Raw genomic sequence first — 15,122 nt, forward strand, 5'->3', positions numbered from 1 at the left:
GGCAGGTGCAGGGCGGTGGACAAAGTAGGGCAGGCGTCCTCGCCTGCCAGTGTTGGCGGCGTCCCGCCGCCAAATCTCTGGAATCTCCGGGCGGGCCGCCCGGCGAACTGGCAGGCGAGGACGCCGGCCCTACACTTTGTCACTGGCCCTGGCGCGAGGTGTGGTTTGGCGCTTTTCGAGATTGACTTGCACCAGGTAGTTTGCTAAACAGGTAAAATGATGGAATCAATGAGTGTCCACATGTTTCAAGGAGCCGCGGCGGATCGGAGGCAAAGTGACAGCGGGTGGCGCAGGGTGGTCTTGAGGGCTGCGGTTTGTCTGCCCTTGGTCGCTGCGGTTCTTGGTTTCGGGTTTGCCGCACAGGGGGCAACCACTTCGGCGGTGTATGGGATTGTCACCAATCCGGGTCAGGATTGCTCTACGCAGATGAACGTCGGTTGGCACGCCGACATCGCCCAGACCAGCTGTTACCTCACTTACACCAAGACGTCCGATACCGCCTGGGCGCACGCGGTGAATGTGCCGGGCACCTACCAGTATTGCGACATCTTCGACGGCGTCTATTCCAAGACCGCGAGCAACCAGGACTTCTATGAGAGCGCAATTTTCCTGGATTATGGCGTGAATCTGACCGGCCTGGAACCGGGCACGAACTACATGTACAAAGTCTGCACGGGCGGCGGCGCCTGCAGCACGATCCGTTACTTCAAGACCGCCGGACCCGGCGAGTTCAGCTTCATTTGGATCAGCGATTTCCACGCTTACACGCCCATTCCCGGCCGTCTGAGCGACGCCATCCGGGCGATCAATGCCGCGGCGGCCATTGACCCCGGCGTGGATTTCATCTTCTCGACCGGCGACACCATTGCCTGGGGCGGCAGTTACTCGTTCTGGACGAACATGTATGCGCAGGACTTCATCAAGAACTACATGTTCGCCAACCTGCTGGGCAACCATGATTACATGACGCGGAGTTCGACCTACAGCTCGGATTACTTCAAAGTGGTGAACCATTTGCCGCTCAACGGTTACGCCGGCCAGGAGGGCGTCTGCTACTGGTTCATCTACAACAACGTCTTGTTCATCACATTCAACAACGAGGTAATGAGCGGCAACAGTGCTGCCGAGGCCGCGGCCAAGGCCTGGGCGGGCGGGGTCATCCAAAGCCTGGCGGGGCAGTATGAGTATATCTTCCTGGCGGAACATTATCAGTGGTTCTACGCGCAGGACGGCCGGACGAGTTGGTATGCCAACTGGAAGGGCTTCTGCGATCAGTATGGAGTGGACCTGGCTCTCTCGGGCAACAACCACATCTATATGCGGAGCTATCCGCTGTACAACGACGTGGTCGTGCCCAACGGGCAGGGCACGGTGTACATGGAGGCGCCCTCCTCGGACGGCGAACGCGGCGTCGAGGCCGGCACGCTCACCAGTAACACCGATAAGATCGCCTACACCTATTCCAGTCATACCATTTCCGGCGGCACATCGGTCAAAACCATCGGCTGTGTGCTGGTCAAGGTTAATGCCCAGGGCATCAGCACCAAACTGGTCTATCTGGACGACGACCTCGTGGCCCATGTGGCGGATGAGTACCCCGCCAGCCCGGCGCCGACACTTTCCATGGCCGGGCTGAGCCGGGTGGTGGATGAGGGCAGCCCGGTGTCCCTGAGCGTTTCGGCCAGCGGCACGACACCGCTCACCTACCGGTGGAAGTTTAACGGGAACTACGTCGCGGGCGCGACGACGAGCCAATTGAGCTTCGCTGCCGCGCAACTGACCAACGCCGGCAACTACCTCTGCGTAGTCACCAATGCCAGCGGCAGCGTCACCAGTCGGGTCATGTCACTCACGGTCTATCCCGCGCAGACGATTGCGTTCCTGGACACGTTCGACACCAACAGCTCAGCCCTCTGGCAGCTCAGCAAGAGTTCGACCGACACGCGGGTCACGTTCAACTACGACTACTCCGCCATCGGCATCCCCGCCGCGCCGCATTCGACGGGCGGGACAACCCGCGGGCTGCGTCTGGAGGCAAACATGACGGCGGGAGCAACGGCCGCGTTGTCCCTTTCCCCCATCAACCGAACCTTCGCGGGCGACTATCGGCTTCGCTTTGACCTGTGGATGAATGCCAACGGGCCTTTCCCCGCTGGGGGCAGCGGCTCTTCGCAGCACGCCACCGCCGGGATTGGCACCGTGGGCAACCGCGTGCATTGGACCGGCAGCGGCAGCACGGCCGACGGCTACTGGTTTGCGGTGGACGGCGAGGGCCAGGCGGGTGACAGCTCTGACAACTCCGGGGACTTCTGCGCCTACGCCGGGACTTCGATGCAGGGCGCCACCACGGGCGTTTATACGGCGGGGACGGAATCGAACGCGAAGGGCAGCAGCCATCCTTATCATGTGGAGGCGTTTCCCGGCGGGACGGTGGCGCCCGCGTGGCAGCAGAGCAACTACCCGCAGCAGAGCGGCACGCTGGCCGATGGGGCCATTGGGTTCGGCTGGCGGGAGGTGATCGTGGCACGGCGGGGCAACGTGGTCGAATGGGCAATAGACGGGATCCGGCTGGCAGCTTTCACCAACGCGGTGTTCGCAGCCAGCAATGTGTTTGTGGGCTACTGGGATATGTTCACGTCGCTGACGGACAACACCAACCTGAGCTTCGGCGTGTTGGACAATGTGCGGGTCGAGGTGCCTGTTACCGTGCCGGTGATCACGGTCCAACCGCAGGGACGAACAATCATCGCCGGGGAGAGTGTGGCGCTGACGGTGGGCGCGGTGGGGCCGTCTCCGTTGAGTTACCAGTGGCGATGTCACGGCACGAACCTGCCCGGAGCTACCAGCGCCAGCCTGGTGTGGAGCGGTGTGACGACCAACCAGACCGGTTCGTACACCGTGGTGGTGGCAAACAGCTACGGCGCCGTGACCAGCGAAGTGGCCACGCTTACGGTCAATCCGCCCTTTCCCGCCGGCGGTTGGTCGCGCCTGTGGAGTCTGGCCCCCGGGGAACGGCCCTACCTCACCACAACTGCATTGCCCGATGAGCGCGGGATGGCCTACAACCCCCTGACGCGGCACTTGTTGCTGGTCAAGCGCACCTCCACGGCGGTCCATGTGCTCGACGCTGACACCGGCGCCGACTTGTGGACCCTGAACACCACCGGGGTCACCGGCGGCTACTCCTCATCCTACTATTTGCTCATGGTCGGGGCGGCGGACGATGGCGCGGTTTATGCCGGCAACCTGACCACGGGCGGCACCAGCACCGCCTTCAAGCTCTATCGCTGGGCCAATGACAACTCGAATACTGTGCCGACGGTGGCCTACTCGGGCGACCCCGGCGCGGGCAACAACCAGCGCTGGGGTGACACCATGGACGTGCGCGGCGCGGGAACCAACACCCAGGTCATTGTCGCCTCGCGCAACGGTAACGTCGTGGCGGTGCTCAGCACGGCGAACGGGACAACCTTCACCTCGAAGCTCGTCACTGTGGCAGACGCCCCCACGGGCGCCTTTGGCTTGGGCCTGGCTTTTGGCGCCGGCAACACGTTCTGGGGCAAAGCGACCTCGCAGAACCTGCGCCAGGTCTCCTTTGATCTGGCGGCGGGCAGCGGGACCACCATGCGCAGCCATGCCAATCCGGATTTTCCGGGCAGCGTGGCACCCATTGGCGTGAGCCCGCAGTTGAACCTGCTGGCGGGCATTAACGTCGGCGTTTCCGGCAACAATCTTCGTCTCTACAACCTCACGCCTGCCAGCGGCACGCCCGTGTTCATCACCTCGACCAACTTCGCTACCGATAACGACAATACCGGCAGCGGCACTGGTTCGGTGGACTTCGGCGGCGACCGCGTTTATGCCCTGGGCGCCAACAATGGCCTCGTGGCGCTGCGAGTCCTGCCGGCTCAGCCGGGCTGGTTCAATTCCATAAGCCAGCTCCCGGACAATTCAGTGCAATTGGGCATGGGAGGCAGTCCCAACGTAAACTATGTTCTCCAGTGGACCGGCGACTGGGGCGGCTGGTCCAACCTCTGCACCCTGTCCGGCACCAACGGTTTGTTCTGGTGGGTGGATCCCTCCGCCGCCAACACCCCCCAGCGCTTCTACCGTTTGCTCCTGACTCCGTAAGCTGATCCAGGGCGACGGCACGGGTGCGCTACCGCAGGCAACAGGGCGGCTTTCGGAACTCGGCACTCGCAAGCATTCTCACCCTCTCGTGCCGGTGAGTTTGCCGCTTTCATGTCCATTCATCTCCCGCCGATGAACCGCGTGGCCTTGGTCTCATCGTTCACGTAGACGGCGAAGTGGCCGCCGGGATAGCCGGGGGGCTTGTGGTTGTAGAACAACTGCCAGCCATCCTTGCGCGAGTCGAATTGCGCCGTGCTCAGGACGTAGTTTTCCAGCTTGATGCCTTTGCTTCGGGCTGCTTCATCCGCGAGCGCTTTCGCTTGCTCCGGGCTCAGCTTGTGCGGCCGGTACACCCCGCCGGTCAGGATGTCGAAAGACACTTTCTTGCCGCCGGCGAACTGGATGGAAAACACATACTCGTTGCTATTGTCAATTTGCTCCCAACCGCCCAGTTGAAATTCGGCTCGGCGCGTCACTGGTTCCGCCTCCATGGCCCCGCCGACCGTTGCGCCCAGTTCCTGGAGATCGGCCGTGGTCCAGGAGCGGAGGTGCTTGCCGCCGAGATAGAAGCTCAACTCGATTTGCTTATCCGGTGTGTCTGCGGGTTCGCCGGGCCTGGCCACGACCGCCACTTCGCCTGCGATCGGGCTCCATCCCAACACCAGGCCATCCCGGCTATACCAGTCGAAGTGGGTCACGCGCTCGTCTTTCTCCCGCCCGACGCGGTAGATATCAGTGGAGCCGGCGGAGTCGGATTTGCCGGAAGGCACGCAGCGGGCGTAATACGTGCCGCCTTGAATACACGCCACGTAGGGGCGATTGACTGCCAGCTTGGCGGCGCACCTTGCTCCAGCCATGGTTGTGCCCAGGCTGGATGCGATCAGGACTGCGACGCAGGAAAGGGCGTAATTCATCGTGTTCACGACAGATATGACGGGATTCCGCGCTGGAATGCTCCCGCGGACACGCGATTTCTTTGGCCACCGTCTCAGGGGTTCAGCCCGGCGGGCAACCCCGCCAGAGCTTCGCTGCTGCGGAGTTCACCCCGAACCGGTTCCTGAACGGCTTCTGGATGGCCAGTGGACGGCCAGGAAGATGGGCAGGAGACGGCCAGCACCTGGTCAACGGATGGCCGCCTGGTCGGATTAGTGCGCATTGGAAGGGCAAATGCTGGATGCCCACCCTCCCTGGGTAGCTGGGACTTCTGAACAGGATTTCCTTCCGTTTGATGGCAATCGGCTGGATTCCGCCGCAAAAGCCGGAGAGATACCTATGGGAATCTTGCGAGACCCCGGTGTGTATCCCATGGGGAGCGCTCCCCATGGGATACACACCGGGGTCAGTCCGTGGTCCAGCCGGGGACAAACCGTCCAAACGTGCCGAATCTTGAACTTATGAGGCTGTTGGGGGAAGGGGACAGCCGGGCATCGGCGCGTTATCTTCGGCGCAGCATGCGGCAAGCGACCCTGGAACAAGCAGAAATGTTGTCGTTTCGTTACAGGATGCCGGGATGCACCCGGGGCAGGGGCACGGGCACGATGCTAACTCACGCGCTTCCGAGGGGTCACACTACGCTTTGTCTGCTACAGCCCAGGTTCCACCCGTGGAGCTGCCAGTTGGAGCAAATGCGCGGCGCCCGAAAGCAGATTCCGGTTGTCAGTTAAGTGGGCAACACCGAGGGCGGCTTATGCGGTCTCGAAGACCCTTCTCACATACTCGCGGCTGCGACGGTGGTTTTCCACCACGGAGCGGGTGATTTTTGTCCCGGGTTCGAGGGCCAGTTCCACGGTGAACCGCCGCGGCAACTTGTGCGCCCGCGCATACGCGGCCACGGCTGCGTAGTCCACGTCCCCGGTGTCCAGGTCTTCCCACCAGATTCCGTCGCGGCTCTGGCGGAGGTGCCAGGTCACCACTCGGTTGCCGTATTGCTTGAGCGCATCCAGCGGCATGACGCCTCCTTTCCAGACCCAATGGACGTCGTAGCAGAAGCCGACCATGCCGGGTTGGGTGTGCTCGAAGGTGTAGTGGAATTCGCGCGCGTGGTTGGCCATCTCTGGCAGATGATGATGTATTCCGAGCTTAAGGCCCAGCGCGTTAAGGCCCTGGCCCAGTTCGCTCAGCGCCGCCGCTTGCGTCTTCAACTCGGCGTCGGTCTTCTCGCGCCCGATAGGGGCGGCGTTGCAGCTAATGACCTGGAACCCGGACTGCTGGCAGACCCTGGCCGCGGCCAGCATACGCGCTACCGTCTCCCCGGCCCTGGCCGGTTCGTGGAGGCGTGCGCCGACGTAGATGCTCACCGGCTGCAGCCCTTTGTTTCTAAGCTGCTCGGCGAGCCTGGCGTTCTCCTCGGGGTGGGCCACATCCATGAAGCCCTCGAGGTAATCGTAACCGGTGTCGCGCAGCGCCGAAATGACCTCCTCCACCTCCAGCTTCCTGTTGTCGCGCTGGGCGTATTGGCCCCAGCCGAAAATGTTGGAGCCTACCAGCGTTTTCCGGTCGGCGGCGCGCGGGTCGGGGCCTGTGCGACAGCCGGTGAATGAGGACATCACCGTGCCGAGCGCCAGCGCGGAACCGGCTTGCCGAATGAACTCGCGCCGGGATGAGCGGGAGGCCGAGTCGGGACCATCAGGGATGGATTGAATCATGCCAGTATTGAATTCCGGTCCGCGATACCGCGCCAGCGAAAAGTAAGGTCAGTGGTGCCTTCTCCGATCCTGGCAGACCAAACGCATTGCTTCGGGCGTTGCTTGTTATGACCACCAAGCGGCGGCGGGCCTCCTGCCCGGCGGAATGGTTGCCGGCGGGCGCGCGGACTCGGGCGGCAAGCTGCCGCCCTGACTGGCAGGCGGGGACGCCTGCCGCCACGGGGAGGGCCTGAGGGCGCTGGTCCCGCCGCACCTTTCCCCCTCACGCAAGCGGTGGGCTCTCCAGTGAGGCCCATGGCATCGCGTCCTCAGACTCGACCCGCCGCCGGCATTTGGCGTGAGCGGGTGCCGGCGGGGTATTACCTGTCTTGCGAATAGACAAGCTAAATGGCCTTGAGCGCATTCGGCGGTGTTATACATTACAGGTGAACTTGCGCCACGCATTTATGTCTGGAACTCGACGAATCTGGGTGAAGGGCCGACGCGCCGGGCAACCTTCGAGAGAGGGTTTTACGCTCATTGAGCTGCTCGTGGTTATTGCCATCATTGCAATCCTGGCGGCCCTGATGCTGCCGGCCCTGGCGACGGCCAAGGAGAAGGCCAGAAGGACGGAGTGCCTATCGAACCTGAAACAGCAGGGCGTGGCCAACACGATGTACGGCAACGACAACAACAATAAGTTCTTCTCCTGCCCCACGAATCCCGGGGATTACATTTGGGCCTACGCGAACTACGGCGGCAAGCAGGGGAAGGAATTCCCCGCGCAATTGCGCGCCATGAACGAGTATGTCTGCCTGACCGGACCAGTCCGGACCAATACCGGCGGCGCGGCGCTGGTGTTTCGTTGCCCGAGCGACACCGGGACATTGCCGGGAGCCTTTTGGCCCGCGCGCCGGCCGACAATCTTCGATCGTTTCGGCACGAGCTATACTTACAATAGCGACGCCAACGACGGCGATGGCCGGCTGGGTTTGGTGGGCAAGACCTTCGATCAGGTCAAGAACCCCTCAAAGTGCCTTCTGGTGGTGGATAACACCCTTTGCGCGTATTCGCAGAATCTTAACCCCTTCGAGATCTCTTATTGGCACGACCAGAAGCGGCTGGGGTGTGGTGGAGCCGCCTTTGTGGACGCACGCGCGGCCTACGTGCGCGTGACCCGGGACCAGCCGGATTGGAAACGCGGGGCGAACTGGACGTTTGTTTTCAACGATCCGTGAGCGCGACGCCGTGTTCGGCGCTTCCCAAGTACAGATCGCGCGACGGCGCGGTTGAAATCTAAGCCCCATTCAGCCAGAGCGACAGCTCCCAACGGGGCTGTCCGCCACCCAAGCGCTTCTTGCCGTTGAAAGGCGGCGAGCACTCCCAACTGATGCTGTAACGCAAGGCCGGGAAACAACAGAACGGCCCAGCCTGCGTTACCAACGCAAGCTGGGCCGGCTCTTTCTGAAAGGCAAATGCCCCCGGGAGGCAGCGCCTCACGGCGTATAGGACACACGATAAAAGCGCACGGCGGAGGTCACGGAACTTTCCGTCTGCGAATCTGAAGTGCCGCTCGCTTCTTTGCTGCCCGCCGAATACCAATCCGCCAGATTATTAAGATTCGTGTTGTACTCCAGCAGATAGGTCTTGCCGATTACCGTATTGGTGTAGTTGATAGCAAGGTTGCCTGCGCCCACTGGCGTGATGGAGGTGATCTGCGGGCGAACCGCGGGTGCCACCGCCGGGGTCACCACCAGCACAAAGGCGCGGTTGCGCGTCTCAGCACCGTCGGTATACTTCCCGTATCCCGTGACGACGGGATACCCATCCGCGTTGACCCCAACGCTATACGCTCGCTCCAGCTTCGTGAAGCTGCCCATGATGCCCTCCGACGTGGCGTAGTCGGTCAAGTCCAGCGCAGTCCAGTTGTTCGTGTCCGCATCCCCGGTATCCCAGAGCACAGCTCGTTCGCCCAGCGTCGCTCCGCGATAGCACGTACCCACCGCGTAGCGCCCGTCGGTGCTGCAACCGAAGGGCGTCACCGCCCAGGTCGCCCCCGGCTTGGGTGCCGCGTCAACGAAATCGGGCAGCCGGGCAATGCTTTCAAACGTGTTCGTCACCGCGCCCACAATTGCTTTGTAGCCATACCACGGGCCGGTCGCATATGTGGGCGAATGGCCAAATATCGTGTTGCCGTCGGGCGTGATCGCCCAGGCTGAACCCGTCCAAGTGCCGTCAAGGCCCGGAAACACCCAGATATTTTGATAGCTTTGGTAGGGGGGTGCTCCGGCCCCGGGCATTATTGTCGGTGGGTATTCAAGGACGAAGTTGAGGATACCTCCGGCAGTGCCGAAAAATCCTTCGTAGGGCGCCCCCCCCCAATCTGCGCCGCCATCAACATACTGGCCAACCGACCGGCCAGTGGCGGCGATTCCGTTAATGCGCACGTAGTTACCGGTCTGAACGGGGTGCCCGTTTTGCCCGTCACCGTCGTAGCATTGGAAGTAGTTTTTGATCGTGAGATGAGCGTTCCCAAAGCTATTACTTCCACGATAGGTGTAGCAGAATTTGAGGCTGTTTTCGAACGGTTGAAAGCCCCACGCGATGGAGTAGTAGGCGTCGGAGTTCGTGGTCGCTGCCAGGGTATTGGCAAGCGGGATGACTGGGCCGCCGCTTTTCGTAAAGTCAACGGTTGCGTCCCGGCATTTGATGCCGACGTTCAAGTTCGTGCCGCCATCAGTGGTCATGTTCCAACATGGATAGGGCCCCCCGCCGCCCCAGCCGTTGCAGACTGCCTCTATGGTGCCCAGATTGTTTGTGCGGTACCCCACTCCAGTGACGGCGAGCCAGATAGACCCCGCGGTGCTCGGCTGCTGGCCAATAGTGTTGGCAGTTACGTTGAAGAAATAACCTCTTGCCTGGTCGCGGGCGTTCTGGAGGTAAGTCGTATGAGAATCTGAGGACCAAGCGGTTATGAGATTGGTGCGGTCGTAACAGAGACCTACCACGTACTTTCCGTCCGGGGTGATAGCACGCCCTTCGTTTTGGTGCAGAATGCCCGTGTAATTGGTTGCGTCGGGACCCGAACTTTGGCTATTCGTCGCCCAGGTCGGTATGGGTATGACCGTTAGCGTTGAGGCCAGCGCGCTCGCAGCCGCCGCTGCGACGGCCAGCACGACAAGCGGAAGCGTGAGTTTCCTAAGCCTCATCCCCGGGTTGGGGCGCGTTCGGCGTTGAGAGAATAGGCGATTCATGGAGAGGATTCTTTTCATTCTATGTTTGGTTGCGCATTACTACTCTACTAGCATAGCCATGCCGGCGGCCCGATTTGCCGGGACTCAAGTACAAGACCGCTGGCTACATGCTCACAGTTTCCCCCAACTAGGTGGCGGACTGCAAGACAAATCAGCTTGTCTATTAGGCAAACAGGTGCTCGGGGGAGGTTTGACGGGCACCGGGCGAGGGGTGTGCGGTCTGACGTTGCCGCCAAATCCACGTGGCACGCGAGGGAGCGGGCCGTGAACCGAGATGGCGCGCGGTCCGCCGATAGCGTAAGGTGGCGTTCCCCGGCTGGAGTGTTTCCGCACTGGCCGGGCCATCCTGTGTTGTGCGCGCGGCAGGCTGGCGTCTTTCCATGCGCTATCGCGTCGCCCGGCATCGCCCAAGGGTCCGGCGCAGCGTAAGGCCACGGTGGCGTGCCACGCGGAAGCTTGTCTATTAGTTAGACAGAGAGGAAAATCATTGACTTCGCGCCGTTATGTAGAATAATTGCGCTATATGTTTGGTCAACGTACGCTCGGAGGTGGCAATCGGGCGAACTGAGGGCCGAACCTAACACAAAATGGCTACAAAATCTAAGACCTGGCCGAATACCTACTAAGATCCCATGAAAACTAAATGTTTATTTGTTATCGCTGCGATGGCGGCATCATTAGCCAGCGCGGCGGATGTGAACCTGCTATTGGACCCCAACAACCTAGCGGCTAACGGCTGGAGCACAACCATCAAGCATTCCACCCCCACCTACGTCTATACCCCCGGGGCGGGAACGGTTACCCAGGTGGCGGACGTCGGCGGTGTTGGCGCCTTCAAATTTACCGTCCCCGCCATGAACACGGCGTGGACCTTTGATTCTGCCCTGATTGGCACCGCCAACCTGGCAGGGACGCTTGTGAACAATATCTCCAGCATCAAGATCCGTGCGCTCGGGATCACTGGTGACAACGCCAACAGTTGGCAGCCGCCCAGCATCACCTTGTCCCTTTCGAGGGGTGGCGCCACCTCTGACCGCAACCTCGTGTATGTCCCGTGGAGCACCCAGTCAAGCAGTTGGGGAGCTCCAGCGGCCCATCCGCGTGCTTCTGGGCAATGGTTTGAGTTTGACGCGACAACAGAGGGCACTTGGATAGTTGTGGATACTGGCGCGAAGTACGCGACTTGGGCTGCCGTGAAGAGCGCTCTTGGGACTGCCGCGATCGCGAACCAGAGCCAGCTGCCTCTTAGCTGGGGCTATGCTTCTCAGCAGGGCGTGAATATCGGCATCTACCCGCTGTACGACGAGCAGCGAGCCCTCGACAGCGCTGTCTCCGGCGAAGTTGACTGGTTCGAATTCACTGTCAGCGGCGTGACAACCCGTTATGACCTGGGCGTTGTTCCTGAGCCTGGTACGCTAGGGCTCTTGGCCGTCGGTCTGGGCCTGTTGGCTCTCCGCAGGAGGAAGTAGTTTAAACCGCCAAAGAGCGTAGGAGTGTAAGACCCGGCCTCTGGCCGGGTCTTCCTTTTGAAGGAGCACGGTGGTGTGAAGGATCGGCTGGGGGTGCCAAGTTGGGCTGTCGACGAAGTCATTTCGCGGATGGCAGCATCAGCTCGATGTCTTCCTTCACTCACAATTCCGTTGAAGTCCGAGTTGGGGCAGCTATGAATGGGGCTGCATGAACTACACCGTGCGAGCTGCCGCCGTTGCGCCCGCCCTTGATGCCGAGTGGACAGATCCGGCCTGGGGGCGTGCTGAGACACTGGAGATTCGCCATTTCCGCCCCGAGAGCAGCAGCCATCACCCGCAGACCTCTGTCAGGCTGCTTTATGTCGTTACGGGCATTTACGGCATCTTCCGCGTGCAGGATCGCTATGTGCGGTGCGTGCGAACCCAGTACATGCAGGAGGTTTGGAAGGACAGTTGCGTCGAGTTTTTCGCGCAGCCCAGGCTGGACCGGGGCTACTTCAACTTCGAATTCAACTGCGGTGGCGCGTTCCTGTGCAGTTACATCACCAATCCAGAGCGCACGCCGGAGGGTTTTAAGGAGTTCACCCGGGTGCCGGCCGAAATAGGCCAGAGGATTCAGGCCCGGTCATCGCTGCCGCAGCGGATAGACCCGGAGATTACGGCGCCGGTGCTGTGGACGTTGCGGTTCTTCATCCCATTCAGCCTGTTCGGGCAATACCTCGGGGCGCTGGGCGCGGCATCCGGCCAGGAATGGCGGGGCAACTTCTTCAAGTGCGCCGACGAATCTTCCCACCCGCACTGGGGCTGCTGGTCGCCGGTGGATGAACTCAACTTCCACCGGCCAAGTTGCTTTGGGACTATTCGTTTCGAGTAGTGGCAGCCACGGGCGCAGTGACTTTCTGAAGCACTGGTGGCTGGGGATTTCGCAACGTCCTGGACGGGGCGGAGCTTGCTGCGCCCGACGACGACGGGACCCTACAGGCATCTGTCCGACGCGAAGCACCGGGGGCGTTCCTCCTCTCCTCCTTTGGACTGAGCATTACCCACAGCTTTGGCCGCCCTCGCCGGCCAATCCCGGCGGGATGATTGACCATAGCCCAACGTTTCAACGTTGGGTGTCAGGCGACGAACCGGGCCGAGCCCCGAAGGGGCGGCTGCACGGCGATCCTGGTCATCACCCTTCAACCGTCCCTTCGGGACTTGCTCCCCACCTGGCCCTTACCCAACGTTGAAACGTTGGGCTATGTTCGCCTTGTCCCTCCGGGACAAATGCCCGACCTCGACGCTGGCTGATCTCTGCGATCCGTTGACGATGCCCGCGGCGCTGCTCCAGGCGCACCAGGACCTGGACCGGGCGGTGGACCGCTGTTATCGGCCCGAACCGTTCCCCAGCGACCGGCACCGGGTGGAATATCTCTTTGCCCGCTACGAAAAGCTCACCGTCCCGCTCGTCGCCGCTGCGTTACCGCGGTTGGGGCGCACCCCGTCCGGCCGCGCTTTACCCTATTTGCTCTAGGCCGCCGGGAGCTTCCGCTGCCCGACGATCCACTTGAAGATGAGCTTCACATCGTCGCCGGTCTTGATGAGGCCCAGCGCGATCTTCGGGGCGGGCGGGTTCACTTTGAAATCGGTCATCTTGAGCGCGACCGTGCCAGTGATCTCCAGCTTCTTGTCTGCCAACGGCAGAACGTTGACCACCATTGCGATCTTGTTAGTCACTCCGGCCACGGCCAGGTCACCCTTGGCGTCGAACACATAAGGGGCATCCTTGGCTTTGGGCGCCTCTTTGAGCGTCATTTCAGTCAGGTGGTAAACGATCCGCTTGTGGACTGGCTCCTTGAGGTGCTCCCACATGATCTCGTCCATCTTGTCACTGTAGGGTTTGCCGTCTTTCTCGATGCTCTTGAGCGAGCGCACCTGAATGAAGACTTCGGCTTTGGCCTCCACCTTGCCGGGAGTCACGGCCTGGCCGGGTTCGAGCGGAAAGCCGGGGCCGACCTCCATCAGGCCGCCGATGAAGGGGCTTTCCACTTGCCAGTCATGGATGTTGGAGGTGCCTTCGATTCTCATTTTGCTGCCTGAACGCGCAGCGTAGGTGGTCATCTGGCTGGCCGCCTGCAAGGACGCCGCTGCCAGCAATAAACAAGTGATAGTTCCTGCGAATAGTGTGTGTCTCTTTGTATTCATTTTTATTGGTTTAACGCATCAGGTTAATCTGGTTATACTGCCTTTGAGGGGGGGGCTGGCTTGTTCAAGCCAGTTGATACCATTCGGGTTTCAGTTCGATCCGCTTGTTGCCCAGAATGGCCTCGTTGGCCTTCACGGCGGTGACGACGGCGTGGAAGCCCTCCAGGTAACTGGCGGCTGCGCGTCGCGGCACGGCTGACAGGTGCTCCATCATGCCCTCCAGATCGTCCTCGCCGTAGCTGGCCTTGTAATCCTCCGCCGCGGTGTCGAGGTCCACCGAATTGCGGAGAAAGTTGCCCAGTGCGAACGAAAGCGGGGTATTGGTAAAGGGTTCATCCTGTGCCGGCTTGGGCTGCTCGTTGGCAGGGGGGGCTTTGCTCTTGCCGGCGACCAGTGCGATGCCGGTCTCTTTGTAGAAGGTGAGCTTGTCGGCGTAGACCTCCCAGCCCAGCAGCGGCGAGTCCACTTCCTTGAACATCCACGCCTTGCCATCGCGCATCAGAACCGCCGCATCGCTCCCGTAGAGCATCTCGTATTCGCCGTCAAACGAGTTGACCAGCGTGGCATCATAGATCATTCGGACGTCCCCGGGGAATTCCAACACCGCCTGGACAGTGTCTGGCACATCGCGGTCTTCCTTCCAGAAGGCGAGGGAGCCGAAGCCGGTGACCGCGGTCGGCAGCGCGTTGAGGAACCAGCCCGCCTGGTCAATCTGGTGGCTCCCGATCTCGCCAACGAGGCCGAGCGAGGTGGCCCGGCTCAGCCGCCAATTGAGCGCCTTTTCCTGCGCCGGGTTGGACGAAGCAGTCCGCCAGTTTGTCTTCTTGTGCGATTGGGCGCGGGCGAGGACGGTCTTGCCCAGGGCGCCGGAGCGGATGAACGGCAGCAGGAAATGGCGCTGCGGGTCGGAGCGCATCTGCAGGCCCGACTGAAAGACCAGTTGCCTGGCTGCTTTCGCCGCGAGAGCGATCTCTCGCGCGTCCTCGATGCTGCCGGCCAGGGGCGCCTCGCAATACACGTGCTTCCCCGCTTTCAACGCCGCCAGCACGATCTCTTTGTGCTGGTGCGTCGGCGTGGCAACGATGACGGCCTTGATGTCCTTGTTATCCAGGATCGACTTATAATCTGTCGTCTGGGCCGCTCCAGGCGCGAGTTTGGCGGTGCGCGTAACGAAGGGCTGGTAGGTGTCGCAAACGGAGACGATTTTGGCGTCAATCGGGGGCGTCGCCTGCGGCATCCGCGCGAGGGTGTTAACGATCTCGCGGCCCCACGCACCCAGGCCAATGACCGCCACGTTGATCTTGACGGCTGGGGTCTTGGTCTCGCCGGCGGGCGCGGCGTTGGTTTGGGCGAAAAGCTCCACGCCGCCGAGCATGGTCATCAGCGTGGCCACCGAGCCGCCTTTGAGGAACTCGCGTCGGTTGTATTCCAGGGCATTGCTGTCGTTCTCGTTCATA

At 61.6% G+C, this 15,122-nt stretch carries 9 protein-coding genes and 1 pseudogene; 5 read left to right on the forward strand and 5 right to left on the reverse strand.

Annotation, left to right across the window (positions count from 1 at the left end; genetic code table 11):
• The first annotated feature begins 240 nt into the window (after positions 1-240).
• Entirely contained in the window at positions 241-4,131 is a 3,891-nt protein-coding gene (locus P5205_07080) for an immunoglobulin domain-containing protein (protein ID HSA10121.1), read from the forward strand.
• A gap of 119 nt (positions 4,132-4,250) precedes the next feature.
• Here the strand turns inward: P5205_07080 and P5205_07085 are convergent, their stop codons facing one another.
• Both P5205_07085 and P5205_07090 read right to left on the reverse strand, forming a co-directional pair.
• Positions 4,251-5,045 (reverse strand): hypothetical protein, encoded by a 795-nt coding sequence (locus P5205_07085; GenBank protein HSA10122.1) that lies wholly within the window; start codon positions 5,043-5,045, stop codon positions 4,251-4,253.
• Between the two features lie 771 nt (positions 5,046-5,816).
• On the reverse strand, positions 5,817-6,776 hold the full coding sequence (locus P5205_07090; GenBank protein ID HSA10123.1) for a TIM barrel protein: 960 nt from the start codon (positions 6,774-6,776) through the stop codon (positions 5,817-5,819).
• Between the two features lie 446 nt (positions 6,777-7,222).
• On the opposite strand from P5205_07090, the gene P5205_07095 reads away from it, so the two are divergent.
• The gene (locus P5205_07095) at positions 7,223-7,993 is read left to right on the forward strand and encodes a prepilin-type N-terminal cleavage/methylation domain-containing protein (protein HSA10124.1); all 771 of its coding nucleotides are present in this window, start codon (positions 7,223-7,225) and stop codon (positions 7,991-7,993) included.
• A gap of 258 nt (positions 7,994-8,251) precedes the next feature.
• On the opposite strand, the gene P5205_07100 is transcribed toward P5205_07095, so the two are convergent.
• Positions 8,252-10,009: a hypothetical protein gene (locus P5205_07100; GenBank protein HSA10125.1), complete on the reverse strand. Its 1,758-nt coding sequence runs from the start codon at positions 10,007-10,009 to the stop codon at positions 8,252-8,254.
• Between the two features lie 632 nt (positions 10,010-10,641).
• Here P5205_07100 and P5205_07105 point away from each other — a divergent pair.
• The 3 genes and pseudogenes from P5205_07105 to P5205_07115 all read left to right on the forward strand — a co-directional run bounded on the left by P5205_07105 (position 10,642) and on the right by P5205_07115 (position 12,994).
• On the forward strand, positions 10,642-11,478 hold the full coding sequence (locus P5205_07105; GenBank protein HSA10126.1) for a PEP-CTERM sorting domain-containing protein: 837 nt from the start codon (positions 10,642-10,644) through the stop codon (positions 11,476-11,478).
• A 208-nt stretch (positions 11,479-11,686) separates the two neighbouring features.
• Positions 11,687-12,352, forward strand: a complete 666-nt coding sequence (locus tag P5205_07110) for a carbohydrate-binding family 9-like protein (protein HSA10127.1) — start codon at positions 11,687-11,689, stop codon at positions 12,350-12,352.
• Positions 12,353-12,739: 387 nt separating this feature from the next.
• Positions 12,740-12,994 (forward strand): annotated as a pseudogene (locus tag P5205_07115) (hypothetical protein).
• On the opposite strand, the gene P5205_07120 reads toward P5205_07115, so the two are convergent.
• Positions 12,991-13,665, reverse strand: coding sequence for a YceI family protein (locus P5205_07120; protein HSA10128.1), 675 nt, complete (start codon positions 13,663-13,665; stop codon positions 12,991-12,993). The pseudogene P5205_07115 and the gene P5205_07120 overlap by 4 nt on opposite strands.
• Positions 13,666-13,729: 64 nt before the next feature.
• Complete coding sequence (locus P5205_07125; protein ID HSA10129.1) at positions 13,730-15,121, reverse strand: Gfo/Idh/MocA family oxidoreductase; 1,392 nt, start codon at positions 15,119-15,121, stop codon at positions 13,730-13,732.
• Position 15,122: the final 1 nt, after the last annotated feature.

The organism is Candidatus Paceibacterota bacterium (genome assembly GCA_035452965.1).
Taxonomy (GTDB): domain Bacteria; phylum Verrucomicrobiota; class Verrucomicrobiia; order Limisphaerales; family UBA8199; genus UBA8199.

Excerpts from the sequence above, each read along its gene's own strand:
- P5205_07095 (HSA10124.1), top strand. The coding sequence starts at position 7,223 with ATGTCTGGAACTCGACGAATCTGGGTGAAGGGCCGACGCGCCGGGCAA.
- P5205_07120 (HSA10128.1), bottom strand. The coding sequence starts at position 13,665 with ATGAATACAAAGAGACACACACTATTCGCAGGAACTATCACTTGTTTA.
- P5205_07100 (HSA10125.1), bottom strand. The coding sequence starts at position 10,009 with ATGAATCGCCTATTCTCTCAACGCCGAACGCGCCCCAACCCGGGGATG.
- P5205_07080 (HSA10121.1), top strand. The coding sequence starts at position 241 with ATGTTTCAAGGAGCCGCGGCGGATCGGAGGCAAAGTGACAGCGGGTGG.
- P5205_07090 (HSA10123.1), bottom strand. The coding sequence starts at position 6,776 with ATGATTCAATCCATCCCTGATGGTCCCGACTCGGCCTCCCGCTCATCC.
- P5205_07125 (HSA10129.1), bottom strand. The coding sequence starts at position 15,121 with ATGAACGAGAACGACAGCAATGCCCTGGAATACAACCGACGCGAGTTC.
- P5205_07105 (HSA10126.1), top strand. The coding sequence starts at position 10,642 with ATGAAAACTAAATGTTTATTTGTTATCGCTGCGATGGCGGCATCATTA.
- P5205_07110 (HSA10127.1), top strand. The coding sequence starts at position 11,687 with ATGAACTACACCGTGCGAGCTGCCGCCGTTGCGCCCGCCCTTGATGCC.
- P5205_07085 (HSA10122.1), bottom strand. The coding sequence starts at position 5,045 with ATGAATTACGCCCTTTCCTGCGTCGCAGTCCTGATCGCATCCAGCCTG.